Annotated in this window: 23 protein-coding genes (1 of these 23 cut by a window edge); 5 read left to right on the top strand and 18 right to left on the bottom strand. The window is 69.1% G+C overall.

The genetic code is table 11. The features are described from left to right. Window positions 1-172 precede the first annotated feature (172 nt). The 15 genes from ACWF62_RS14735 to rpsJ form a co-directional block, all read right to left on the bottom strand. Window positions 173-358 (bottom strand): type Z 30S ribosomal protein S14, encoded by a 186-nt coding sequence (locus ACWF62_RS14735; protein ID WP_050063877.1) that lies wholly within the window; start codon window positions 356-358, stop codon window positions 173-175. Window positions 359-360: 2 nt separating this feature from the next. Then, the gene (gene rplE / locus ACWF62_RS14730; RefSeq protein WP_378507983.1) at window positions 361-927 is read right to left on the bottom strand and encodes a 50S ribosomal protein L5; all 567 of its coding nucleotides are present in this window, start codon (window positions 925-927) and stop codon (window positions 361-363) included. Between the two features lies 1 nt (window position 928). Then, complete coding sequence (rplX, locus tag ACWF62_RS14725) at window positions 929-1,243, bottom strand: 50S ribosomal protein L24 (RefSeq protein WP_007531926.1); 315 nt, start codon at window positions 1,241-1,243, stop codon at window positions 929-931. Continuing rightward, on the bottom strand, window positions 1,243-1,611 hold the full coding sequence (rplN, locus tag ACWF62_RS14720; RefSeq protein ID WP_007531925.1) for a 50S ribosomal protein L14: 369 nt from the start codon (window positions 1,609-1,611) through the stop codon (window positions 1,243-1,245). Before rplN ends, rplX begins: the two co-directional genes overlap by 1 nt. A gap of 281 nt (window positions 1,612-1,892) precedes the next feature. Continuing rightward, window positions 1,893-2,180, bottom strand: a complete 288-nt coding sequence (rpsQ, locus tag ACWF62_RS14715) for a 30S ribosomal protein S17 (RefSeq protein ID WP_378507984.1) — start codon at window positions 2,178-2,180, stop codon at window positions 1,893-1,895. Continuing rightward, entirely contained in the window at window positions 2,177-2,413 is a 237-nt protein-coding gene (gene rpmC / locus ACWF62_RS14710; protein WP_378507985.1) for a 50S ribosomal protein L29, read from the bottom strand. Before rpmC ends, rpsQ begins: the two co-directional genes overlap by 4 nt. Then, on the bottom strand, window positions 2,413-2,829 hold the full coding sequence (rplP, locus tag ACWF62_RS14705; protein WP_378507986.1) for a 50S ribosomal protein L16: 417 nt from the start codon (window positions 2,827-2,829) through the stop codon (window positions 2,413-2,415). The genes rpmC and rplP overlap by 1 nt, the downstream gene beginning before the upstream one ends. 3 nt (window positions 2,830-2,832) lie before the next feature. Next, window positions 2,833-3,627 carry a 30S ribosomal protein S3 gene (rpsC, locus tag ACWF62_RS14700; protein WP_378507987.1) on the bottom strand — a complete coding sequence of 265 codons (795 nt, stop codon included), beginning with the start codon at window positions 3,625-3,627 and terminating at the stop codon, window positions 2,833-2,835. Continuing rightward, window positions 3,627-4,028, bottom strand: coding sequence for a 50S ribosomal protein L22 (gene rplV, locus ACWF62_RS14695; protein ID WP_378507988.1), 402 nt, complete (start codon window positions 4,026-4,028; stop codon window positions 3,627-3,629). Before rplV ends, rpsC begins: the two co-directional genes overlap by 1 nt. After that, window positions 4,025-4,306: a 30S ribosomal protein S19 gene (rpsS, locus tag ACWF62_RS14690; RefSeq protein WP_005518370.1), complete on the bottom strand. Its 282-nt coding sequence runs from the start codon at window positions 4,304-4,306 to the stop codon at window positions 4,025-4,027. Before rpsS ends, rplV begins: the two co-directional genes overlap by 4 nt. A gap of 13 nt (window positions 4,307-4,319) precedes the next feature. Then, window positions 4,320-5,156: a 50S ribosomal protein L2 gene (gene rplB / locus ACWF62_RS14685; RefSeq protein ID WP_378507989.1), complete on the bottom strand. Its 837-nt coding sequence runs from the start codon at window positions 5,154-5,156 to the stop codon at window positions 4,320-4,322. A 40-nt stretch (window positions 5,157-5,196) separates the two neighbouring features. Continuing rightward, on the bottom strand, window positions 5,197-5,502 hold the full coding sequence (gene rplW, locus ACWF62_RS14680) for a 50S ribosomal protein L23 (protein ID WP_378507990.1): 306 nt from the start codon (window positions 5,500-5,502) through the stop codon (window positions 5,197-5,199). After that, window positions 5,499-6,170, bottom strand: coding sequence for a 50S ribosomal protein L4 (rplD, locus tag ACWF62_RS14675; protein ID WP_378570607.1), 672 nt, complete (start codon window positions 6,168-6,170; stop codon window positions 5,499-5,501). Before rplD ends, rplW begins: the two co-directional genes overlap by 4 nt. Then, window positions 6,167-6,823, bottom strand: coding sequence for a 50S ribosomal protein L3 (rplC, locus tag ACWF62_RS14670; protein WP_378507992.1), 657 nt, complete (start codon window positions 6,821-6,823; stop codon window positions 6,167-6,169). The genes rplD and rplC overlap by 4 nt, the downstream gene beginning before the upstream one ends. Before the next feature lie 20 nt (window positions 6,824-6,843). Next, window positions 6,844-7,149 (bottom strand): 30S ribosomal protein S10, encoded by a 306-nt coding sequence (gene rpsJ / locus ACWF62_RS14665; RefSeq protein WP_003938093.1) that lies wholly within the window; start codon window positions 7,147-7,149, stop codon window positions 6,844-6,846. A gap of 569 nt (window positions 7,150-7,718) precedes the next feature. Here rpsJ and ACWF62_RS14660 point away from each other — a divergent pair. Together ACWF62_RS14660 and ACWF62_RS14655 are read left to right on the top strand one after the other, a co-directional pair. Beyond that, the gene (locus tag ACWF62_RS14660) at window positions 7,719-8,195 is read left to right on the top strand and encodes a hotdog fold domain-containing protein (protein WP_452630476.1); all 477 of its coding nucleotides are present in this window, start codon (window positions 7,719-7,721) and stop codon (window positions 8,193-8,195) included. 119 nt (window positions 8,196-8,314) lie between these two features. Beyond that, window positions 8,315-9,742: a wax ester/triacylglycerol synthase domain-containing protein gene (locus tag ACWF62_RS14655; RefSeq protein ID WP_452630475.1), complete on the top strand. Its 1,428-nt coding sequence runs from the start codon at window positions 8,315-8,317 to the stop codon at window positions 9,740-9,742. Between the two features lie 70 nt (window positions 9,743-9,812). Here ACWF62_RS14655 and ACWF62_RS14650 read toward each other — a convergent pair whose 3' ends face one another. After that, window positions 9,813-10,286 (bottom strand): WS/DGAT domain-containing protein, encoded by a 474-nt coding sequence (locus ACWF62_RS14650; RefSeq protein WP_452630473.1) that lies wholly within the window; start codon window positions 10,284-10,286, stop codon window positions 9,813-9,815. Beyond that, a complete protein-coding gene (locus ACWF62_RS14645; RefSeq protein ID WP_452630471.1) occupies window positions 10,193-11,176 on the bottom strand; it encodes a wax ester/triacylglycerol synthase domain-containing protein in 984 nt (327 codons plus the stop codon). The genes ACWF62_RS14650 and ACWF62_RS14645 overlap by 94 nt, the downstream gene beginning before the upstream one ends. 240 nt (window positions 11,177-11,416) lie before the next feature. Here ACWF62_RS14645 and ACWF62_RS14640 point away from each other — a divergent pair, with 240 nt between their 5' ends. Genes ACWF62_RS14640 through ACWF62_RS14630 form a run of 3 tightly spaced genes read left to right on the top strand, consistent with a single transcriptional unit; the run spans window position 11,417 to window position 14,097 of the window. After that, window positions 11,417-12,385, top strand: a complete 969-nt coding sequence (locus ACWF62_RS14640; RefSeq protein WP_378570597.1) for an ATP-binding cassette domain-containing protein — start codon at window positions 11,417-11,419, stop codon at window positions 12,383-12,385. Continuing rightward, entirely contained in the window at window positions 12,382-13,233 is an 852-nt protein-coding gene (locus tag ACWF62_RS14635) for an ABC transporter permease (RefSeq protein WP_378570595.1), read from the top strand. Before ACWF62_RS14640 ends, ACWF62_RS14635 begins: the two co-directional genes overlap by 4 nt. Continuing rightward, window positions 13,234-14,097 carry an ABC transporter permease gene (locus ACWF62_RS14630; protein WP_452630470.1) on the top strand — a complete coding sequence of 288 codons (864 nt, stop codon included), beginning with the start codon at window positions 13,234-13,236 and terminating at the stop codon, window positions 14,095-14,097. Between the two features lie 99 nt (window positions 14,098-14,196). Here ACWF62_RS14630 and ACWF62_RS14625 read toward each other — a convergent pair whose 3' ends face one another. Then, window positions 14,197-24,985: the final stretch of a non-ribosomal peptide synthase/polyketide synthase gene (locus ACWF62_RS14625; RefSeq protein WP_452630469.1), read on the bottom strand. 32,633 nt of this gene lie beyond the right edge of the window; 10,789 of the gene's 43,422 nt are visible here — the last part of the coding sequence; its start codon lies off the right edge, out of view; it ends in the stop codon at window positions 14,197-14,199.

Below are 24,985 nucleotides of genomic sequence, written 5' to 3'. Positions count from 1 at the left end.
GGAGAGAAAAACCCTTGTGGGGAGAAACAACCCCCTCGACCAAACAACTCCCCCCGATTTCCCCCCCCCCCCCCCGTCAAGGCATAACACAAAAACACCCCGTCGCCCCCCCTTTTCCCTCCCCCCCCCCCTCGCCTGTCACACCGGTGGTGTCACCGTCGAACGGGTGAGATCACCACGAGCTCTTGTGGACACCCGGCAGCTCGCCGGCGTGCGCCATCTCGCGCAGGCACACGCGGCAGAGGCCGAACTTGCGGTAGACCGCGTGCGGCCGGCCGCACTTCTGGCAGCGGGTGTACGCGCGGACCGCGAACTTGGGCTTCTTGTTGGCCTTGTTGACCAGTGCCTTCTTCGCCATGCTCAGTTCTCCTTGAACGGGAAGCCGAGGTGCTTGAGCAGGGCACGGCCTTCGTCGTTGTTGGTGGCGGTGGTCACGACGGTGATGTCCATACCCCGCGGGCGGTCGATCTTGTCGACGTCGATCTCGTGGAACATCGACTGCTCGTTGAGGCCGAACGTGTAGTTGCCGTTGCCGTCGAACTGCTTGCCGGACAGGCCACGGAAGTCCCTGATTCGCGGAAGCGCGATCGACACGAGACGGTCGAGGAACTCCCACATGCGGTCGCCACGGAGGGTGACGCGGGCACCGATCGGCATGCCCTCACGCAGCTTGAACTGCGCGATGGACTTGCGAGCCTTGCGGATCTCCGGCTTCTGACCGGTGATCAGCGCGAGGTCCGCGACGGCGCCGTTGATCAGCTTGGCGTCGCGGGCGGCGTCGCCGACACCCATGTTGACGACGACCTTGACCACGCCGGGGATCTGCATGACGTTGTCGTACTTGAACTCCGCGTTCAGCGCGTCCTTGATCTCGGCGCGGTAGCGCAGCTTCAGGCGCGGCTGGATCTTGTTCTCAGTGCTCGTCATCTCAGATGTCCTTCCCGTTCTTACGGGAGATCCGAACCCGCTTGCCGTTCTCGTCGGTGCGGTAGCCCACGCGGGTGGGGTTGCCGTCCGAGTCGATGACCGCGACGTTCGAGACGTGGATCGGGGCCTCCTGGGTCACGATGCCGCCGGAGGAGGCGCCGCGCTGGTTCGCGGAGACCGCGGTGTGCTTCTTGATCCGGTTCACACCCTCGACGAGGACCTTGTCGGTCGCCGGGTAGGCCTGGATGACCTTGCCCTTGGCGCCCTTGTCCTTGCCGGCGATGACCAGAACGGTGTCACCCTTGTGCACCTTCATCACAGCACCTCCGGGGCGAGCGAGACGATCTTCATGAACTTCTTGTCGCGCAGCTCGCGGCCGACGGGTCCGAAGATGCGGGTGCCACGCGGGTCGTGATCGGGCTTGATCAGGACGGCGGCGTTCTCGTCGAACTTGATGTACGAGCCGTCCGGACGGCGGCGCTCCTTGGTGGTGCGCACGACGACGGCCTTGACGACCTCGCCCTTCTTGATGTTTCCACCCGGGATGGCGTCCTTGACGGTGGCGACGATGATGTCACCGATCCCGGCGTAGCGACGGGACGAGCCACCGAGAACGCGGATGCAGAGAATCTCCTTGGCACCCGTGTTGTCGGCGACGCGCAGTCGCGACTCCTGCTGAATCACTGATCTCTCCTAAGACCTGGATTTTCGTACGTAGCGGATTACCGACCCGATACGCGCGGTCTGCCGCCCATCCGTACCCGCACGCGGGCATGCGGAGGCACAGGCAACCGCCCTAGTGTAGGGAATCCGCACCGCGAAGCCAAATCGGTGACACCCGATTCACGCAGGTGGGGATCCCTGTCACAGCCGAACGGCCCGCCCCGGAAGTCCGGGACGGGCCGTTCGACAGTGCTGCATCCGGCGCGGGCAGCTGGTGCCAACGCCGGGAGGAACGCGAGGGCCTACTTGGCCTTCTCGAGCACCTCGACCAGACGCCAGCGCTTGGTCGCCGACAGCGGTCGGGTCTCCATCAGCTGCACGCGGTCGCCGACGCCGGCGAGGCCGTTCTCGTCATGCGCCTTCACCTTGGTGGTGCGGCGGATGATCTTGCCGTACAGCTTGTGCTTGACGCGATCCTCGAGCTCGACAACGATCGTCTTCTCCATCTTGTCGGAGACGACATAGCCGATGCGGACCTTGCGGGTCCCACGCTCTTCAGTCACTGCGGTGTCCTTCTCGTTCTCACTCATGCCGCGTCACCCGCACCCGGGCCGGCGGCGAGGCCGAGCTCACGCTCGCGCATAACGGTGTAGATGCGCGCGATCTCGTGACGAACGGTGCGCAGGCGACGGTTGTTGTCCAGCTGACCGGTCGCCATCTGGAAGCGAAGGTTGAACAGCTCTTCCTTCGACTCGCGGAGCTTGGTGACCAGCTCCTCCTCGGTGAGCTCGCGGAGCTCCGCGGCGGGGGTTCCAGTAGCCATCAGAACTGCTCCTCCCTGGTGACGATGCGGCACTTGCACGGGAGCTTGTGCATCGCGCGACGCAGGGCCTCGCGAGCGATCTCCTCGTTCGGGTAGCTCATCTCGAACATGACCCGACCGGGCTTGACGTTCGCGACCCACCACTCCGGCGAACCCTTACCGGAACCCATGCGGGTCTCGGCGGGCTTCTTGGTCAGCGGGCGATCCGGGAAAATGTTGATCCAGATCTTGCCGCCACGCTTGATGTGGCGCGTCATGGCGATACGAGCGGACTCGATCTGACGGTTGGTGATGTAGGCGGGCTCGAGAGCCTGGATGCCGTACTCACCGAACGTGACCTGGGTGCCACCCTTGGCCGCACCCGAACGGCTCGGGTGGTGCTGCTTGCGGTGCTTGACCCGACGTGGGATCAACATGCGTCAGCCCTCCTGATTCGATTCGGTCGAGGCCGGGGCCTCGGAGGCGGCGCGACCGGCCTCGGTGCTGGTCGCGGTGGTGCCCGAAGCACCGGAACGACGCGGGCGGCTCGGACGCTCGCGACGCGGGCGGTCGCCTGCCGGCGCGGCGGCGGTCAGCTCACGCTTGCCACCGACGATGTCGCCCTTGTAGATCCACACCTTCACGCCGATCCGGCCGAAGGTGGTCTTCGCCTCGTAGAGGCCGTAGTCGATGTCCGCGCGCAGCGTGTGCAGCGGGACCCGACCCTCGCGGTAGAACTCCGAGCGGGACATCTCGGCACCGCCGAGACGGCCCGAGCACTGCACCCGGATGCCCTTGACGTTCGGCTGACGCATGGCCGACTGGATGGCCTTGCGCATGGCGCGACGGAACGCGACACGGTTGCTGAGCTGCTCGGCGACGCCCTGCGCGACGAGCTGGGCCTCGGCCTCCGCGTTCTTGACCTCGAGGATGTTCAGCTGGACCTGCTTGCCGGTCAGCTTCTCGAGGGCGGCGCGGATGCGGTCGGCCTCGGCGCCGCGGCGGCCGATGACGATGCCCGGACGCGCGGTGTGGATGTCGACGCGAACCCGGTCACGGGTGCGCTCGATCTCCACCTTCGCGATGCCTGCCCGCTCCATGCCGGTGGCGAGGAGCTTGCGGATCGCGACGTCTTCCTTGACGTACTCCGCGTACTGCTTGTCGGCGTACCAGCGGGACTTCCAGTCGGTGGTGATACCCAGGCGGAAGCCGTGCGGGTTGATTTTCTGGCCCACTACTGAGCACTTCCCTTCCGGCGGTTGCGGGTCGAGGTTCCGGCCTTCGGCAGGCTCTCCACGATGACCGTGATGTGGCTGGTGCGCTTGCGGATCCGGAACGCACGGCCCTGGGCACGCGGCTGGAAACGCTTGAGGGTGGCACCCTCGTCCACGTACGCGGTGGCGACGACCAGCGTGCTGGGGTCAAGACCGAGGTTGTTCTCGGCGTTGGCAGCGGCGCTGGCAACGACCTTGGCGACCGGCTCGCTGGCGGCCTGCGGCGCGAACTTGAGGATGTTCAGGGCGTCCTCGACGGAACGACCACGAACCAGGTCCACGACACGACGGGCCTTCATCGGCGTCACGCGCACGTGGCGCGCGACCGCCTTGGCGGTGGGGTTCTGAGTTTCAGTGCTCATCGACGCTTGCTCTTCCGGTCGTCCTTGATGTGACCCTTGAACGTGCGGGTCGGTGCGAACTCACCGAGCTTGTGACCGACCATCGAATCGGACACGAACACCGGCACATGCTTGCGACCGTCGTGGACGGCGAACGTGTGACCGATGAAGTCCGGGATGATGGTCGAACGACGGGACCAGGTCTTGATGACCTGCTTGGTGCCCTTCTCGTTCTGCACGTCCACCTTCGCGAGGAGGTGGTCGTCGACGAACGGACCCTTCTTAAGACTGCGGGGCATTCTTCACTCCCTCCTAGCGCTTCTTGCCGGTACGCCGGCGGCGGACGATGAGCTTGTCGCTCGGCTTGTTGGGCTTGCGGGTGCGGCCTTCCGGCTTACCCCACGGGCTGACCGGGTGGCGACCACCGGAGGTCTTACCCTCACCACCACCGTGCGGGTGGTCGACCGGGTTCATCACGACACCGCGGACGGTCGGGCGCTTGCCCTTCCAGCGCATGCGGCCGGCCTTGCCCCAGTTGATGTTCGACTGCTCGGCGTTGCCGACCTCGCCGACGGTGGCGCGGCAGCGCACGTCGACGCGGCGGATCTCGCCCGACGGCATGCGCAGGGTCGCGTACGGACCCTCCTTGCCGAGGAGCTGGATGCTGGCACCGGCGGAGCGGGCCATCTTGGCGCCGCCGCCCGGACGCAGTTCCACCGCGTGGATGGTGGTACCGGTCGGGATGTTGCGCAGCGGCAGGTTGTTGCCGGGCTTGATGTCGGCGCCGACACCGGACTCGACCCGTGCACCCTGCTTGAGGTCCTTCGGCGCGATGATGTAGCGCTTCTCGCCGTCGGCGTAGTGCAGCAGCGCGATGTTCGCGGTGCGGTTGGGGTCGTACTCGATGTGCGCGACCTTGGCCGGCACGCCGTCCTTGTCGTTGCGACGGAAATCGATCAGCCGGTAGGCGCGCTTGTGTCCGCCACCCTTGTGCCGGGTCGTGATGCGACCGTGCGCGTTACGACCACCGCGCCCGTGCAGCGGGCGGATGAGCGACTTTTCGGGCGTCGACCGAGTGATCTCGGCGAAGTCCGAGACGCTCGAGCCGCGACGGCCCGGGGTAGTCGGCTTGTACTTACGGATTGCCATGAGTCTTCTCGTCCTCTATATCTCGTCAAGTCCCGCCCGCTTACGCGACCGGGCCTCCGAAGATCTCGATGGGCTTGCTGTCGGCCGAGAGGGTCACGAGCGCGCGCTTGGTGTTCTTGCGCTTGCCGTAGCCGAACCGGGTCCGCTTGCGCTTGCCCTGACGGTTGGCGGTGTTGACGCTGGTCACGGTGACGCCGAAGACCTTCTCCACGGCAATCTTGATCTGCGTCTTGTTCGAGTCCGGGTGCACCAGGAAGGTGTAGGTGCCTTCCTCGATCAGTCCGTAGGACTTCTCGGAGATGACCGGCGCGAGCAGGATGTCGCGGGGATCGGCGATGGTGCTCACTTGCTCTCCTCCTTCTGCGCCGACTCGGCCGGGCCGTGGACGAACGTGTTGAGCGCCTCGACGCTGAACACGACGTCGTCGCTGTTGAGCACGTCGTAGGTGTTCAGCTGGTCGGGGGCGATGGGGTGCACACCCTCGAGGTTCTGCACGCTCTTCCAGGCCGCGATGTCCTCGCGTCCGACGACGAGCAGGACCTTCTTGCGATCCGAGATCTCGCCGAGGAACTTCTTGGCGGACTTGGTGGACGGGGTCTGACCCGCCACCAGTTCGGTGATCACGTGGATGCGCTCGTTGCGGGCCCGATCGGAGAGGGCACCGCGGAGGGCGGCGGCCTTCATCTTCTTCGGGGTCCGCTGGCTGTAGTCGCGCGGCTTCGGGCCGTGGACGATGCCACCACCGGCGAACTGCGGCGCGCGGGTCGAGCCCTGACGGGCGCGGCCGGTGCCCTTCTGCCGGTACGGCTTCTTGCCACCGCCGCGGACCTCGCCGCGGGTCTTGGTGGAGTGCGTGCCCTGACGTGCCGCGGCCAGCTGAGCGACGACGACCTGGTGCATCAGCGCGATGTTGGCCTGGGCGTCGAAGATCTCGGCGGGCAGGTCGACGGTGCCGTTGGTGCCGCCGTCGGCGTTGCGGACGTCGAGGGTGAGCTTGGTTGCGGTCTCGGTCATGCGGACGCACCACCCTTCACTGCGGTCTTGACGATCACGAGGCCGCCCTTGCGGCCGGGGATCGCACCCTTGATCAGAAGCAGACCGTTCTCGGCGTCCACCTTGTGGACCGAGAGGTTCTGCGTGGTGACGCGGTCGTTACCCATGCGGCCCGACATGCGCATGCCCTTGAACACGCGGCCGGGGGTGGCGCAGCCACCGATCGAGCCCGGGCGACGGTGCACGGCCTGCGCACCGTGGGAGGCGCCCTGGCCGGCGAAGCCGTGACGCTTCATGGTGCCGGCGAAGCCCTTGCCCTTGGAGGTGCCGGTGACGTCGACGTAGGCGCCGTCCTCGAACACAGCGGCGGTGAGCTCCTGGCCGACCTCGTACTCGCCGGCGTCGGCGACGCGCAGCTCCACGATGTGGCGGCGGGGGGTGACACCGGCCTTGGCGAACTGGCCGGTGGTCGGCTTGTTCACCTTGCGGGGGTCGATCGCGCCGTACGCGAGCTGGACGGCGCTGTAGCCGTCGCGCTCCTCGGTGCGGATCTGGGTGACGACGTTCGGTCCGGCCTTGACGACGGTGACCGGAACGACCCGGTTGTTCTCGTCGAAGACCTGGGTCATGCCGAGCTTGGTGCCCAGGATGCCCGTGATCTTGTTCTCAGTCATTGTTGTTGTCTCCGCCGCGCTCACTGGATGTTGACATCGACGCTGGCCGGCAGGTCGATGCGCATGAGCGCGTCGACCGTCTTGGGCGTCGGGTCGAGGATGTCAATGAGCCGCTTGTGGGTGCGCATCTCGAAGTGCTCGCGCGAATCCTTGTACTTGTGCGGCGAACGGATAACGCAGTACACGTTCTTTTCGGTCGGCAACGGCACCGGTCCGACCACACGGGCCCCGGTACGGGTCACCGTCTCGACGATCTTGCGCGCAGACGCGTCGATCGCCTCATGGTCGTAGGCCTTGAGCCTGATGCGGATCTTCTGTCCCGCCACGCTTGTGTCCTCTTCCTTGCCCGATGTGATTAGGCCTTCGCAGCATCCGGGGATGCTGCTCGTTTGCACGTAGACCCGTCAGGGGCTACCTCGTCTGCACAGTTCCCACCCACTTCCGGGCGAAGAAGAACGTTGGCGATCGGGACGCAGGGTCCTGGGACTCGTTGTCCGATGCCGATCGGGATTCCGATCCGCTGCCGCTGTTCATCTGTCATGGAACTGTCCCCGGCCCACGCGGTCGGGCGTGTCGCCCTCCCGCTCCGTCCCCGACCCGCGTTTACACACGAATCGGCGGCGGAAAATGTGTCCCGGGCTGCGCTCCGGGTGGAGCGCAGGTGGTCACTGCTTCCGTCTTGCGACGATTTGTTCTGCTTCGGCCCGACCCGCAGTCCGGTGAAACGTCCACCGGAACGTGCTGATCCTCGACCCTCAACCGCCGGGCGGAGGCCGTGCGCGTGCACGTCCCTGGCCCAGGCAACCTGAACAGTATGCCGTAGCGCGGCGCGGACTTCAACTCCGGGCGGCCGACCCCCTTGGCCCAGAACTTACTTTTAAGTAAGGTTTGGGGCATGGCCATCGAGTCCCCGACCTACCGCAGCTGGCAGCGTCTGCCGAGGAACGGCGTCGGTTCCGTGCTGTTCTCCCTCGGCATGTGCGCGCGGGTGCCGTACTTCGCGACGGTGCTCCCCCGCGTCACCGCGCTGGAGCCGGGCCGCTGCGAGGTGCGGTCCCCGAAGTGGTGGGGGGTGCACAACCACATCGGCACCTTCCACGCGATCGCGGCGTGCAACCTCGCCGAGGCCGCGATGGGGATGCTCGCCGAGGCGACGGTCCCGACCACGCACCGCTGGATCCCGAAGGCGATGCACACGCAATACCTGGGGAAGGCGACGACGGGACTGCACGCTGTCGCGCAGCTGCCTGCGCTCCCCGACTTCGCCGCGATCACCGACGGCACCGACCTCGTCGTCCCGGTCACGATCCGGGACCGGGCCGGCGCCGAGGTGGTGCACGCGGACATCACGATCTGGGTGACGCTGACATAGGGCGGAACGCTATGCCAGCGAGGTCAACAGATCCAGACGGCGGGTTCACCAACACCCAGCACCGCACACTATTGTCGATCCGACGTGATCCCCCGAGACCGAAGTAGGACGCTCCGACCGTGCGCAATGCCAGATCCTCTCAGTTGGCGCCTCGCGACGCCTGGTTCCTGTTCTCCGACGAGGCGATCCAGGGTGATGACCAGAGCATAATTACGAACTTCTACGTCTTCGACACCGTCGATGATCCAGATCCGATCACGACATACGGCCAGGCCCTCGGTTGGCTAACCGCACGGGTGCGCGAGATTCCCTCGCTCCGTCGACGCATCCGACGGGTACCTGCCGACCTCGACTACCCGTCGTGGGTCCCAGCCGACACCATCGACCCTGCCGATCACCTGACTGTGCATCACGTGGGTGCAACAAACCGCAACGCACTGCATGATCTCTTCGCTAATTCCGCGCGCCGTCACATGGACCTGAGTCGTCCACCGTGGGATGTTGAGATCTTCACCGGCGTCCAGGGCATCGAGGACATCCCCGAAGGAGCGACAGTTGTCACCCTCCGTGTCCATCATTCCTTCACCGACGGACTCGGCGCAGTCGCGGTCGCCCGCGCGTTGTTCGACGCTCCGGACGCTCGTCCCGCCGCAGTCGCAACAGTGAACGCTAGCCAAAGTCTGCTGAAGTCGGCATTCAGCCTGCCAGCACAGTTTTGGACCCTTGGTCGATCACTGTTCGCCTCGATGTCAGCGCAGCGGAGACTGTCCGCACTCGCCGAATCGAACGAAATCAGGATGCCGATTCCTCACCGGCCACGAACCCGACTGAACGATTCCCAGAACAACCAAAGGCAGTTCGGCCGCGTAAGGCTCTCGCTCGATGATGTGCGAGAGATCGCGAAGAGTACCGGCACGACGGTCAACGACGTCGTGCTCGCAACCGTCGCCGGCGGCCTACAGGCGTACTTGACGAAGCATGGCGAGGCTCCCAACTCCGCACTGGCCGCGCAGGTCCCTCGGTCAACACGCAACAACTCAAGGAGTAACGCGGAAAACCAGGTGACGACGATGTACGTCGATCTCCACACCACCGTGCCGGAACCGCTCGCCCGACTCCGACTAATAAACGAGTCGGCCCGCTACGAGAAGGAACGTGTGGAACGGCCCGAGGCCGTTGCCATCGAAGCCACTCTCGACCACGCACCCGCCTTCTACCTCAAGGCTGCCCTTCGTCGCCCCAGAGCAGTGAAGGGCAATGGGCACGTCGATCAGGGGCTCGTCCCCCTGGCGAACACCGCAGTCTCGAACGTCCCGCGCGGCGCGGCGGATCTGGTCTTCGGGTCGGCCCCGGTCGTGGACGGGTTCAGCGCTCCGGCGATCCATCCCGGAGCGGGTCTGGGCCACGTCGCAACATCAATCGGCAGCGTCCTGACACTCACCTTCACCGCGGACAGCGCGGTGATGCCGGATACTGTTCTCTACACCGCACTGCTCAGTACCGCCTTCAGCAACCTCCGCGTCGCGGCAGGAACCGCCACGCCGTGAGCAACCTTGCGCTCCGCCTACTCCGCCTGCTCCGCCATGATCGCAATCAATGACGTCGTTGATGTGGTGCTTAATCAAGCTGGTTGAGCCGCCCCGTCAGGACGTTTCTGCTCTGATCCCTCAGCGCTACAAGCTCGTCCCGCAGGTAGTCCAGGTAGCCGTCGATGCTCCGAAGCATCGCAGAATCGACCGTCACCGTGATCGTCAGGACATCGTCGACCGATGACACGAAATGCGCGATTCCATCCCCGTCGCTGATCGCCAGCGCACCGGATGTAGCGAGGATAGGCGCGTCGCCAAAAACGGCTCCGGCGGCCTTGCTGGGTACGTTCGATACTTGTGTGTTTCCGATGGCCACCACTTGATGCTCCGACGACTGCGCGCGGGCATCTACACCGATTCCCTTCGTGACAAAGGCCGGGACGACCGAGGCGATTGACCGTTGCGCAATCATCGCCGGATGACTCTGACGCTGCTTCTCAGCTTGGGACGCCGCCTGAATCCGCCGTAGCCGTTCAAGCGGATCCGCTTCGTCGGTATGCAAAGCGACGGTACCAAGTGCGAACTTGTTGGCCGTACCGACCGTGCCAGCAATCGACGCAGCGCGCCAGCGATCACGGTGAGAACCACGTCGTTGACTGTCGCGCCTTCGACGGCCTTTTTCGCTTCACGCGCCTCATTCAGCGAGACCGGCACCACACCGACGATCGGAAGACCTTCGAGCGGGCGATTGAACCGAGTTGGTGGCCACTCGGCTTTCGGCATCACCAACTCACCTCGCTGCGCCGCACGTGCCACGGCTCTCGCCTTGAACGGCGCAGACGCAACCCCGCCTACGAAGCGGAGCAGGGCCAGCGGCAAATGCGAAATCGCCGCCACATCCGAGTGCCTCCCGGGAGTTCCTTCCTGATCGGTCGACTCGATCGGATGGGCCACGAACATCCGGCGAGCGATTGCAGTAGTTGCGACTCCATCCCCGATCGAGTGATGGAAACGGAGAACGACAATCGTGACTGGCTCGGATGCACCGCGCCACATGACTCCGGGCATCACCGTGATGTCCCACGGCGGCCTGGAGAGATCCATCCGCTGTGCGAGCCGATCCGAGACGACGTCCTCGACTCCAGCCCAACCATCTCGCGCCGCCACGACCGAAATGTGGTTGCGAACGCCGAACCCGCCGTCCTCAACCCACGCCGGATATGCAACGTCTGCTCTAGATCGCCACAAGGTCCGCCGAAAGATCGCCGAGCACTCAAGACAATCCGTTACCCACGCGGCCACCTCGTCAAACGTGGAAGTGCACGCATCCGCGCCGAAGACATATGCGTCGACGATGTTCGCGGGGCAACGATCAGATTCGCCGTAAACATTGGCCGCATCGCGCGGTGCGAGTCGTACGGCAACGAGGTTAGCTGACAGGGAGCCAGGCATCACAGAATCAAAGCACACTGCCCGACCTACTCCGAGGGGAACACAAAGGTGACTAGAGTCGCCTGGCGATCCGTGCCGCTTCGATGTCAGCCGTTCAACCGTGTCGTTTGCGTTACTCGCGAGGGAGCATAGCCGGGCCGGAAGACCCAGGCGTTACCAGCGCAATCAGTGGAAGATTCCTCACCTGCTCGGTCACCCGGTCAGCCTCGGCGTTCATCGATGCATGACATACTCGCAGGCATGCCTACGCCCCACTCTGCGGTCCTGGTCGAGGGAATCCGCAAGTCCTTCGGTGACGTGCATGCGCTCAGGGGGGTCAACTTCGAGGTGCCGCGCGGCACCGTGCTCGGCATCCTCGGCCCCAACGGCGCCGGCAAGACGACGACGGTCAATGTGCTGTCCACGTTGCTGCGCCCGGACTCCGGGCGCGCGATGATCGCCGGACACGACGTCGTCACCCAGGCACCGGCGGTGCGGCGGTCGATCATGATGACCGGCCAGTACGCCGCCCTCGACGGATCGCTGACGGCCCGAGAGAACATGGTGCTGTTCGGGCGCCTGATGGGCCTCAACCGCGAGTCCGCGAAGGCCCGCGCCGCCGAACTCCTGCGCCAGTTCGACCTCGAGTACGCCGCCGAGCGGAAGGTCGCCGGCTACTCCGGCGGCATGCGCCGCCGCGTCGACATCGCCTGCGGCCTCGTCACCAGGCCCGAGGTGGTGTTCCTCGACGAACCCACCACCGGGCTCGACCCGCGCAGCAGGCAGGGCGTGTGGTCGCTTGTCTCCACCCTCAAGGAGCAGGGCATCACCGTCCTGCTCACCACCCAGTACCTCGAAGAGGCCGACGTCCTCAGCGACAACATCGTCGTCATCGACAAGGGCACCGTCATCGCCGAGGGCACCGCGGACCAACTCAAGGAACGCACCGGCGGCAGCTACTGCGAGGTGGTTCCGCTGCGCGTGTCCGACCTGCCGCGGGTGCACGCCGTGCTGACCAGCCTGGTGCCGCCGGAATACGTCACCGCCACCGGACACGACCGCCTGTCGATCCCCGCCCAGTACGGCGCGCAGACCCTCGCCGAGGTGCTGCGCCGGCTCGACATCTCGCGGATCCCGCTGGCCGACATCGCGCTGCGCAGGCCCTCCCTCGACGACGTCTTCCTCGCGCTGACGGGCCAGCCGGCCGAAGAAGAGAGCGAAGCTTCATGACCGCAGTCGCTGCGCGAGCAGCACAGTCCGACAACCCGCCACCCGAACCGCAGTCGAAGGTCGTGGCCCGGGTCGGCAGGCATCGCAGGCCGGAACTGTCACCGGTCGGGCAGTGGCTCGCGCTCACCGGCCGCAACATCCGCGGCATGTGGACCAGCGGCCAGCTGCTTATCGCGGTCCTCGCCCCCGCCATCTTCACGATCGGCTTCTACCTTCCGCTGCGCCTGGTGATGCGGTTCCAGGGCATCGACTACGCCCAGTTCGTGATGGCGATCATCGTGCTGCAGGCGATGGCGTTCACCGCCATCTCCGCCGCGGGCAAGGCCGCCCTCGAGGCCGTCAACGGCATGGACGCCCGGTTCAAGACGATGCCGATCTTCGCCGGGGTTCCGCTTGCCTCCCGCATGTCGGCGTCGTTCGTGCACTGCACCATCTCGCTGATCGCGGCGCTGGCCTACGGGCACATCATCGGCTTCCGCTTCCAGGGCGGGCCCGCGAACACCGTCGCGTTCATCGGGCTGTCACTCACATTCGCGATGACGCTCTCGCTGGCAGGCGACCTGATCGGCACGCTCAGCAAGAGCCCGGTGATCACCAGCCAGGCGCTGACCATCCCGCAGCTGATCCTCGGCATGTTCTCGGCAGGCTTCATCCCGGTGGAACAGTTCCCGTCCTGGTCGCAGGCCTTCGTGCGCAATCAGCCGGTCTCCCAGTTCGCGATCGCGATGCGCGCGATCGCGGAGGGCAACGCCACGATGGATCTGATCGCACCGGCGATCTGGTGGAGCATCGGACTGTTCGTGGTGATCGCACCGCTGACGGTGTGGGCGAACGTGAGGCGCAAGTAGATGACCGCCACCCCGACCCACGAACGCCGCGAAGAATCCCCGATCACCGAGATCACCTTCCACGAGACCACCGAGGCGTACCCGGAGAATTCGCGGCAGGCCCTCGTCACGCACAGCCTGCTGCAGACGCAGCGGCTGCTGACCCGCTGGGTGCGTGACCCGTTCACGATGCTGCAGGCGATCGGCTATCCGGCGCTGATGCTGATCATGTTCAACGCGGTACTGGGCATCTCGGTCACCAGGGCCACCGGCATCAACGCGGTCTACGGCTACGCCCCGATGATCGCGCTCGTCGGCTCCATGTTCGGTTCCATCGCCAGCGGCATGCAGTTGAAGGAGGAGTGGCGCAACGGCCTGCTCTCCCGCTTCTGGATCCTGCCGGTGCACCGGGCGTCCGGGCTGATCAGCAGGCTGCTGGCCGAGGCCGTCCGGATCCTGCTGACGACGGTGCTGATCCTGATCGTCGGGGTGATGCTCGGCTTCCGCTTCAACCAGGGTCCGCTCGCCGCGGTCGCCCTAATCCTGGTGCCGCTGCTGATGGGCATCGGCTTCGCGACGATGGTGACGGCCCTGTCGGTGAGCGCGACCAAGGCCCCGCTGGTCGAGCTCCTGTCGCTGATCTGTTCGCTGCTGATGTTCTTCAACTCCGGGTTCGTGCCGACCGCGGCCTACCCGACCTGGCTGCAGGGTTTCGTCGAGAACCAGCCGATGTCGACGGCGATCGACTCGATGAAGGCACTGGCCCTCGGCGGTCCGATCGCCGAGCCGCTGATCAAGACCATCCTGTGGTCGGTCGGCATGATCGTCGTGTTCGCGTGGCCCGCGATCCGCGGCTACCGCAGGGCGGCGGGCACCCCGATCTGACGGGCGCACCGCCTGCTCCCGACCACCCACTGGTCACGGACAACCACAACGAGTGAGGGCCCCACCGCAACCGCGGTGGGGCCCTCACTCATCCGGGGGTCACTGCCCCGCGCGCAGGATCCCGTCCAGCACCGGACCGATCTGGGCCAGTGCCTTCGGCGTCGTCATCCCGTTGTGGTCCGAGTCCACATCGTGCGTGACCACCGACCCGACCACGTCGGCCCACTGCGCGGCGCCGTCCAGGTGGCCGAGCTCGCCGCGGCGGGCGGCGAAGAAATCGACCCGACCGTCGTAGCGCTGCGGCCGGTACGCCTCGACGAGGTCCCCGGTTCGGCCAGCGCTGGCGAGGATCCGCTCGAGATCCGCCACCGACAGCGACGTCGGGAAGCCGGGAACCGCCGCAAGCAGCTCCAGCAGCCGTTCCGAGGTCAGCGACGCCAGGTCGGGGCCGAGGTCGATGCCGAACCCGAGCCCGGCAACCACCTCGCCCATGTTGTCGGCTGCCGCGACGGACCCGACCTCGACCAGGTCGCGGAAGCTGTCGAGCATGACGACCGACTCCACCCGCTCCCCCGCCGCCCGCAGCTGCACGGCCATCGCGTGCGCGACGACACCACCGAACGACCAGCCGAGCAGGTGGTACGGGCCCTCCGGCTGCACCTCCCGGATCTGCTCGATGTACAGCGCCGCGATCTCCTCGATCGTGTCCGGCAGCGCGCCGCCGGACAGCGCGGGCGACTGGATGCCGTACACCGGGCGGTCCGCGGACAGGTGCTGCGCGAGCCCGCCGTACGACCAGGACAGGCCGACGAACGGGTGCACGCAGAACAGCGGCGGCTGGGTGCCCGCGCTGCGCAGCGGCAGCATCACCTGCAGCGCGGCCTCGCCCTCGCTGACGCCGCGGTGGGCGGCGTCGACGCGGGCGGCGATCCGCCGCGGTGTCGGGTCGGTGAACATCCACTGCAGCGGCACCCGCACCTCGGTGCGGTCGCCGATCAGCGCGACCAGCCGGGTCGCGAGCAGCGAGTGGCCACCGAGGTCGAAGAACCCGTCGTCGATGCCGATGCCGTCGGCGCCGAGGACCTCCTCGAATGCGTCGACGACGATCTGTTCGACCGGGGTTTCCGGTGCCACGTACGGCGCCCGCTCCGCGAACTGCGGCTCGGGCAGGGCGCGGCGGTCGATCTTGCCGGCCCCGGTCAGCGGGATCTCGTCGATCGGGACGATCGCCGCCGGAACCATGTACGCGGGCAGGGTCTCCCCGACGAACAAGGCCAGCGTCGCCGGGTCGACCACGCCGCCCGGTGCGGGCAGCACGTACGCGGCGAGCGCGGTCGCGCCGCCCGGTCCGGGAACGCCGATCACGTGCGCGAATTCGACGCTCGGATGCGCGGCCAGCGCCGACTCGATCTCGCCGAGCTCGATCCGGAAGCCGCGGACCTTCACCTGGAAGTCGGAGCGGCCGAGGTAGTCGATGATCCACTCCCCGTCCGCGTCCCGGATCCACTGCGCGACGTCGCCGGTGCGGTACATCCGCTCGCCGGGCTCCCCGAACGGGTTCGCGACGAACCGCTCGGCGGTCAGCCCGGTGCGGCGGTGATAGCCGCGGGCCAGCGACTGCCCGAACACGTACAGCTCGCCGGGGACGCCCGCGGGCACCGGCCGCAGCCGCCGATCCAGGATCACCGCGCCAACCCCGGCGAGCAGGCCACCGATGGTGACGTGTTCGCCCGGCCGCAGCGCGCCGGTCGCGGTGACCCAGATGGTGGTCTCCGTCGGCCCGTACGCGTTGACGAACCGGCGGCCCGGCGCCCACCGGGCGACGAGATCCGCGGGGCACGCCTCGCCACCGACCGCGACGACCCGCAGTTCGTCGAGCCCGTCGGGGTCGACGGACGCCAGCGAGCCGGGCGTCATGAAGGTGTGCGTGACGTGCTGCTTGCGCATCAGGTCCGCCAGGTCCGCGCCGCCGAACACGGTCGCGGGCGCGATGACCATCGTCGCGGCCGCCCCGAACGTCATCAGGTATTCGAGGACGGACGCGTCGAAGCTCGGCGAGATCACGTGCAGCACCCGGTCACCCGCCGCAATCCGGAAGTGCGCGCGCGCCTCTTCCGCGGTGGTGAACAGGTCCCGGTGGGTGACCACAACGCCCTTCGGCAGGCCGGTGGAGCCGGAGGTGTAGATCATGTAGGCCGCCGACCCGGGCCGCACCGGGTGGGTGCGGTCAGCGTCGGTGATGGCCGCCGACGGCAGCTCCGCGAGTTCCGCGGCGACGGCCGGGTCGTCGAGGACGATCCACGGCACCCCGGCGCGCGGGCCGTCCCGGTGCGCGGCGAGGGTCACCCCGAGCACGGCACCGGAGTCGGTGAGCATGTGCTCGATCCGGTCCGGCGGGTAGCTCGGGTCGATCGGCAGGAACGCCGCACCCGTCTTCGCCGCCGCCCAGATCGCGGTCACCGATTCGATGGACCGGGACACCGCGATCGCGACGACGCTCTCGGTGCTGGCACCGGCGGCGAGCAGCTTCCTGGCCAACCGGTTGGACCGCTCGTCGAGCTCCCGGTAGGTCAGGCACTCGTCACCCTCGATCAGGGCGAGCCCCGCCGGATCCACCGCGACGGCCGCGGCGAGCAGGTCCGGCAGGCCGCGGACGCCGGGCGCCTGCGGGCCGCGGGCGGGCACCAGTTCGGCGCGCTGCGCCGGGTCGAGCAGGCTGGTCGCCCCCAGCGCGGCGTGCGGGGTCCGCGCGAACGCCTCGACCGCGCGGGTGACGAACCCGAGGATCTCGCCAGCCCGGTCCTGGTCGACGACGCCGTCGAGGAACTTCAGCCGCAGCGCGAGCGTGCCACTGAACTCGGCGACCAGCGCGAGCGGGTAGTGCACCGAGTCGCTGCCGGTCATGCCCGCGACGGTCATGCCGTCGATGTCGCCGCCGCCGGTCCCGGCCTCGACCGGGTACGACTCGAACACCGCGAGGGTGTCGAACACGGTGCCCTGGCCCGCGGCCGCCTGGATCTCCGGCATCCCGACGTAGTGGTGATCGAGCAGGTCGGCCTGCTCGCCCTGCACCCGGGTCAGCAGGTCGGTGATCGTCTCGGCCGAGTCGAGCCGCACCCGCACCGGCAGCGTGTTGATGAACAGGCCGATCATCTCTTCGATGCCGTCGATCTGCGGCGGGCGGCCGGAGACGGTGGCACCGAACGTGATGTCGTCACGCCCGGTCAGGGTGGCGACGACCAGCGCCCACGCCGCCTGCACGACGGTGTTCATCGTGAACCCGTGCTCACGGCCCAGCGCCACCAACGCGTCGGACACGTCACCGTCGAGGTGCGCGGCCAGCTCGTGCGAGTCGCCGAGCTCGTCGCCCGCATCACCGATCACGATCGTCGGCTCGTCGCTGCCCTCGAACGCGGTCCGCCACGCCTGCAGCGAATGTCCACGGTCCTGCCGGGACAGCCAGGACAGGAAGTCCCGGTACCGGCGGGGCTGCGGCAGGTGCGTGACGTCGCCGTGGGTGGCGTACAGGGTCAGCAGTTCCCGCAGCAGCAACGGCGTGGACCAGCCGTCGAGCAGGGCGTGATGGTTGAGCAGCATCAGCCGGTACTCGCCGTCGGCGAGGGTGACCAGGGTGAACCGGATCAGCGGCGCCGACAGCAGGTCGAAGCCCTCCTCCCGGTCCGCGTCCAGCAGCGCGGTCAGCGCCGCGTCCCGGTCGGCGACCGGCACCGACGTCAGGTCGACGGTCCGCCACGGCAGGGTGACGGTCCGCTGCACGATCTGCGCGCCGACCCCGCTCTCGTAGCTGAACGCCACCCGCAGGTTCGGGTACCGGTCGAGCAGGGCCTGCCCGGCGGCCCGCATCCGGTCGGCGTCGACGGTGCCGGTCAGCGTCAGCATCATCTGGACCTGGTAGAAGTCCGTGTCGCCGGACGCCAGCTGCGACTGGTACAGCAGCCCCTCCTGCAGCGGCGAGAGGGACCACACGTCGGACAGCTCCGGGTACTGCGCCTCCCAGCGGTCGATCTGCCGCTGGTCGACGGTGACCAGGTCGAAGTCGGACGGGGTGCGGCCGCCCGCGTCGGGACGGTCGGCGTAGCTGGCGAGCGCGGTCAGCGCGGCCACCCACAGGTCGGCGAACCGCTGCACCTCGTCGCGGCCGAGCAGCCCGGTCGCGTACGACCAGGTGGCGACCAGCTTCGCGCCCTCGGTGGAGTTCACCGCGATCGCGTTGATGTCAACGACCGCGGGCAGAGCCATGTCCGCGTTCCTGGTGCCCGCCAGGTTGACCGGCTGCGCCCCGCCGGTCGGCGCGGGCTGCGGCTCGTCGGTCGCGGCGCCGCGCCGACCGAGGTAGTTGAACCCGATCTGCGGCGGCGCGAACCCGCGGAGGGCCTCGGCGGTGTCCGGGTTGAGCCTGCTGAGCAGTCCGTAGCCGATGCCGTGGTCGGGGACCGCGAGCAGCTGCTCCTTGACGGTCTTCACCGCGGCACCGAGGTCGCCCCCGCCCGCGAAGGCGGCGGTCAGGTCCAGCCCGGACAGGTCGAGGCGGACCGGGACCTGGGTGGTGAACCAGCCGACGGTGCGGGACAGGTCCGCGCCGGGCAGCACCTGCTCCTCGCGGCCGTGGCCCTCGAGGTTGACCAGCGCGGTCGGCTCGTCGATGCCCCGCTCGGCGCGCCACGCGACGAGCGCCAGCGCGAGTGCGGTGAGCAGCCCGTCGTTGGCGGTGCCGTGGAACTTGCCGGGCAGCACGGTGAGCACGGTCTCGGCGATCGCGGCGGGAACCTCGACGTGCAGGTCCGCCACGGTGCCGACGACGTCCCGTTCCGGGTCGACCGGCCGGGACCCGAGGTCCGGGTCGGGGCCGTCGAGGATGCCGCGCCACAGGTCGAGTTCGGCGACGCGACGCTCGGAGCGGGCCTCGTCGACGAGGCCGTGCGCCCAGCGCCGCACCGACGTCCCGACCGGGGCGAGGTCGACGGCCTGGCCGTGCGAGAGCTGACCCCACGCGGTGACGAGGTCGCCGCTGATGATCGGCCAGGACACGCCGTCGACGGCGAGGTGGTGCACGACCAGCATCAGCTGGCCGGGCGCGTCCTCGGCGTCGGGCACGAACCAGACGGCCTGCAGCATCACGGCGTCCGCCGGGTCGAGCCGGTCCGCGGCGGCGTCGAGTTCGACGGCGGCGGTGTCCACGAAGTCACCCGAGTAGGCGACGGTGTGGACGAGGTCGCCCGCGTCGATCGCCCCGAATTCGACGACCTCGAACGCGGGGACGCCGTCGGTGACGGTGAGCCTGCCGCGGAGCAGGTCGTGGTGGTCGATCACGGCCTGCACGGCGCCGACCAGGTCGGCGACGACCAGGTCCCGCGGCAGGGTCAGGATCTCGGCCTGCGAGAAGCGGTCGTAGCTGCGGCCGTGCTCGATCATCCACTGCCCGATCGGGGACAGCGGGATCTCGCCGATGCCGCCGCCGGGCAGCTCCTCGAGCACCTCCAGCGCGACGCTGGACGCGGCCGCGGCCAGCGCGGCGACGGTCCGGTGCTCGAACACCAGCTTCGGGGTCAGGACGATGCCCGCCGCCTTGGCCCGCGCGACCAGCTGGATGGACAGGATGCTGTCGCCGCCGAGCGCGAAGAACGAGTCGTCGACACCGACCGAGTCGAGGCCGAGCAGCTGCGCGAACAGCTCGCACAGCACCCGCTCGGTGTCGGTCCGCGGCGCCCGGGACTCGCCGACACGGGACGCGAGATCCGGTGCGGGCAGCGCGCTGCGGTCCAGCTTGCCGCTGCGGTTGAGCGGGAACTCGTCGAGGGTGACAAACACCGCCGGCACCATGTACTCGGGCAGTCGACGCCCGAGCGCGGCGATCAGCGCGGCCTCGTCGACCGCGACGCCCGGCGCGGGCACCACGTAGCCGACCAGCAGCTGCTGCCCTGGGGTGTCCTCGCGCACCAGGACCGCGGCCTGCGCGACCGTGTCCTGCTCGTGCAGCACGGCCTCGATCTCGCCGAGCTCGATCCGCAGGCCACGCAGCTTCACCTGGAAGTCGGTGCGGCCGAGGTAGTCCAGCTCACCGGCTGCGGTCCAACGGGCGAGGTCGCCGGTCCGGTACATCCGGGTTCCGGTGTCCCCGAACGGGTTCGCGACGAACCGGTCCGCGGTCTGCCCGACCATCGCGCCGTAGCCGCGGCCGACGGCGATGCCGCCGACGTACAGCTCACCGGCGACACCGATCGGGGTGGGCCGCAGCCGGTCGTCCAGGACGTGCAGCTGCACGCCCGGGATCGGGGCACCGATCGGGACGGCGCCGCGCTCCTCGCGCGAGACCTCGTGGAACGACACGACGTCCGACGCCTCGGTCGGGCCGTAGCTGTTGAACACCCGCAGCCCGCCGTCGATCAGCGACCGCAGCGGCGTGAGCCGCACGGCCTCACCGCCGAGGAACAGCATCCGCAGCCGGGCCAGCGCGCCGTCGGCGTCGGCGTCGACGATCGCCTCGAACGCGGTCGGCGACATGTTCGCCACCGCAACGGGGTTCGCGGCGACGATCCCGAGGATGGCCTCCGGGTCGAACGTCTCCCCCGCCAGGTGCACGGTGGCACCGGAGGTGAGCGCGGCCCACACGTTCTTCTGCGTCAGGTCGAAGCTCGGCGACGACGCGATCAGCACGCCGTCCCCGGCGGCCAGGTCCAGCTCCCGCCGGTACCAGTCGACGGTGTTCGCGATGCCCGCCATCGGCACCAGCGTCGGCTTCGGCCTGCCGGTGGAACCGGAGGTGGAGATCACGTAGCCCAGGCGCGCATCGGCACCCGGCTCGGTCCACGGGTCGGCGGGCACCGTGCCGGCGTCCGACGACGCGTCCACCGCGATCACCGCGGCGTCGGCGAGGGTGCCGCCGAGGCCGGTCGCCGCGATCCACGCCGGCGTCGATACCAGGGCGCGGGCGCCGGTGTCGGTGAGCAGGGCCGCGATCCGGTCCACCGGGTGCGCCGGGTCGACCGGCGCGTACGCCGCGCCGACCTTCCACGCCGCGAGCATGCCGACAACCCAGTCGACGGACCGGCCGAGGGCGAGCGCGACGACGCCGTCCCGACCCGCACCGGCCGAGGCCAGCTGCGCCGCAAGCGCATTCGCGCGACCGTCCAGGTCGCGGTAGGTCACCGCCCCGGCGGCGTCGACGACGGCCACCGCGTCCGGTGCGGCGGTCACCCGCGCGGCGACGAGGCCGAGCAGGGTGTCCGCGCCGACCGCGGGGTCGGCGCCGCGGCCGAACCCGGCGATCGTCGCGCGCTCGTCGGCGCCGAGCAGGTCCACGGCGCCGAGACGGGTCGTCGGGTCCGCCGACACCTGCGCGAGCACCCGCAGGAACCGGTCCGCGAAGCCGCGGACGGTGGACGCGTCGAACAGGTCGGTGGCGTAGCTCAGCGACGCCGCGATGTCCGCCGGCGCCCCGTCCTCGCGGTAGGTCTCCTGCAGCCCGAGGGTCAGGTCGAACTTCGCCGGCTCGGGGCCCGCGTCGACCGCGCCGACGGTGAGGCCGGGCAGCTCGAACGTCGCCTGCTCCAGGTTCTGGAACGTGAGCATCACCTGGAAGAGCGGCGAGTGCGACGTCGACCGCTCCGGGTCGAGCACCTCGACGAGCCGCTCGAACGGGATGTCGGTGTTGCCGAACGCCCCGAGGTCGCTCTCCCGGACCGCGGCGAGCAGCTCGGTGAAGGTGATGTCCGGGTCGACCTGCGCCCGCAGCACCAGGGTGCCGACGAACATGCCGACCAGGTCGTCGAGGGCGGCGTCGCCGCGGCCCGCGGACGGGGTACCGACCGCGATGTCGGTGCTCCCGGACAGGCCGGCAAGCAGCACGGACAGTGCGGCGTGCATGACCATGAACACGCTGGCGCCGCCCGCGCGGGCCACATCGACGAGCGCCCGGTGGGTGTCGGCGTCGATGGTGAACTCGACGGTGTCGCCGGCGAGGGACTGCACCGGCGGCCGCGGCCGGTCGGTGGGCAGTTCCAGCTGCGTCGGCAGGTCGGCGAGCGCCTCCCGCCAGTAGGCGAGCTGCCGGGCCGCGAGCGACTGCCGGTCGGCCTCGTCGCCGAGAACCTCCCGCTGCCAGATCGCGAAGTCGGCGTACTGCACCGGTAGTTCGGTCCACTGCGGCTCGAGTCCCGCGGTGCGCGACCCGTACGCGACCATCACGTCGCGGGCCAGCGGCGCCATCGACGAGCCGTCACCGGCGATGTGGTGGACGACAACGACCAGCACCCGCTCGGTCGGCGAGGTCTCGAACAGCGCGATCCGCAGCGGCGGCGCGACGGTGACGTCGAACCCGCCGGACGCGAAGCCCACGACCGCCGCGAGCAGGTCCGCCTCGGCGACCGGGCGCGGCGCCAGCACCGGCATCACCTCGTCGGCGGGCAGCACCACCTGGTGCGGTTCCCTGCCGACCGCCGGGTACACGGTCCGCAGCGTCTCGTGCCGCTCGACGACGTCGGCGACGGCAACGGCGAGCGCGTCGACGTCGAGGTCGCCGGACAGCCGCACCGCCAGCGGAATGTTGTAGGCGGCGGAGTCGGTGTCGAACTGGTTGAGGAACCACATCCGCCGCTGCGCGAGCGACAGCGGAATCCGCTGCGGTCGCGTCGCGGGCACCAGCGCGGGACGCGAGATGCCCTGCGCGCGCACCGAATCCACGTGCGCGGCGAGGGCAGCGACGGTGGGCGCGTCGAACACCTGCCGGACACCGAGGGTGGCACCGAGGACCGCACCGACCCGGGCGGTGACCCGCGTCGCCGACAACGAGTTGCCGCCGAGGTCGAAGAAGCTGTCCGTGGACCCGACGCGGGCGACGCCGAGCACCTCGGCGAACACCCCCGCGACGATCTCCTCGGTCGCGGTCCGCGGCGGCACGTATCCGCCGGTGACGGTGACGATCTCGGGTGCGGGCAGCGCGCGGGTGTCGAGCTTGCCCGCCGGGGTCAGCGGCAGCGCGTCGAGCACCACGATCGCCGACGGCACCATGTACGCGGGCAGCGTCGCGCCCGCGTGCGCGGTGAGGTCCTCGGCGCGCACCGCGGTGTTGGCCGCGGCGAGCACGTACGACACCAGGTGGGTGTCGCCGGACTCGCCGACGTGACCGACGGTGTGCGCGAAGTCGATGCCCCGGTGCGAGACGAGTGCCGCGTTGATCTCGCCGAGTTCGATGCGGTAGCCGCGGATCTTGACCTGGTGGTCGGAGCGGCCCAGGTACTCCAGCTTCGGGTCGGACGGCTGCCCGACCCAGCGCACCACGTCACCGGTCCGGTACATCCGGTCGCCGGGCTCCCCGAACGGGTTGGCCACGAAGCGGTCCGACGTCTGCCCGGCCCGCGCGTGGTAGCCGCGGGCCAGCGCGGCCCCGGCGACGTACAGCTCGCCGGGGACACCGGCGGGCACCGGACGCAGCCTGCCGTCGAGGACGAGGGCGGCAACGCCCCGGTTGGGTCCGCCGATCGTGATCGGCTCGCCCGCGGCCAGCGGACCGTCAATGGTCACGCAGATCGTGGCCTCGGTGGGGCCGTACATGTTGAACATCACCCGGCCGGGTGCCCAGCGGTCGGCCAGTTCGGGCGGGCAGGCGTCGCCGCCGACACCGACCCACTCGAGCCGGTCGAGGCCCTGCTCGTCCACCGAGGCGAGGGCCGCCGGGGTGATGAACATGTGGGTGACCTGCTCGTCCCGCAGCAGCTGCGCGAGTTCGGCACCACCGAACACGGTCGGCGGCGCGATCACGAACGTGGCAGCCGAGCCGAACACCATCAGGTACTCGAGCACCGACGCGTCGAAGCTCGGGGTGATCACGTGCGCCACCCGCGACGACGGCGTGACCGCGCACCGGTCCCGCATCTCGGCCGCGAAATTGTCGAGTCCGGTGTGGGTGACGGCGACGCCCTTCGGCAGACCCGTCGACCCGGAGGTGTAGATCAGGTACGCCGGGTGCGTGGGGTGCAGCGGCGCGGTCCGGTCCGCGTCGGTGATCGGCGCGGACGAGGCGCGGTCCCAGCCGGCGGTGAGGTCCGCGTCGTCGAGGACGAGCCAGTCGATGGAGTCACCGAACGCGTCGCGGTGCGCGCGCACGGTGATGCCGATCGGGGCGCCGGAGTCGCCGAGCATGTGCGCGATCCGGTCGGCCGGGTACTCCGGGTCGACCGGCAGGAAGGCGGCACCGGACTTGGTCACCGCCCACATCGCGGTGACCGACTCGACGGACCGGGGCAGGCCGAGGGCGACGAAGCTCTCCGGCCCGACCCCGCGGTCGACGAGGATCCGGGCGAGCCGGGTGGACCGCTCGTCGAGGTCCCGGTAGCTCACCGCGACCTCGCCGGAGACCAGGGCGGTGGCGGCCGGGTCGAGCGCGGCGGCCGCCGCAAGCAGCTCCGGCAGGGTGCGGGGCGCGGCACCGGCGCCGCCGCGGACCGGGGCCAGGGCCGCGGTCTCGGCGTCGTCGAGGATCTCGATGTCCCCGATCGGCGCCGCCGGGTCGGCGGCGATCGCGTCGAGGATCCGGGTCATCCGGGCCGCGAACCGCTCCACCGTCGCTGCGTCGAAGATGTCGGTGGCGTAGCCGAACGTGAGGGACATGCCCTCGGCGCGGCCCTGCGCGTCGAGCCGCTCCGCGTACGACAGTTCCAGGTCGAACTTCTCGACGTGGGTGTCGTCGGCGACGCCGCTGACGGTCAGGCCGGGCAGCTCGAACCGCTCCTCGCCGACGTCGTCGGTGGACAGCACCACCTGGAACAGCGGCGAGTGGGAGGTGGAGCGGGCCGGGTCGAGGACGTCGACGAGCCGCTCGAACGGCAGGTCGGCGTGCCCGAACGCGCCGAGGTCGACCTCGCGGGCCTGC

Source organism: Rhodococcus sp. NPDC054953, assembly GCF_053609225.1.
Note: the sequence above shows the minus strand (reverse complement) of the source record. Positions and strands in the feature narration are given on the sequence as shown.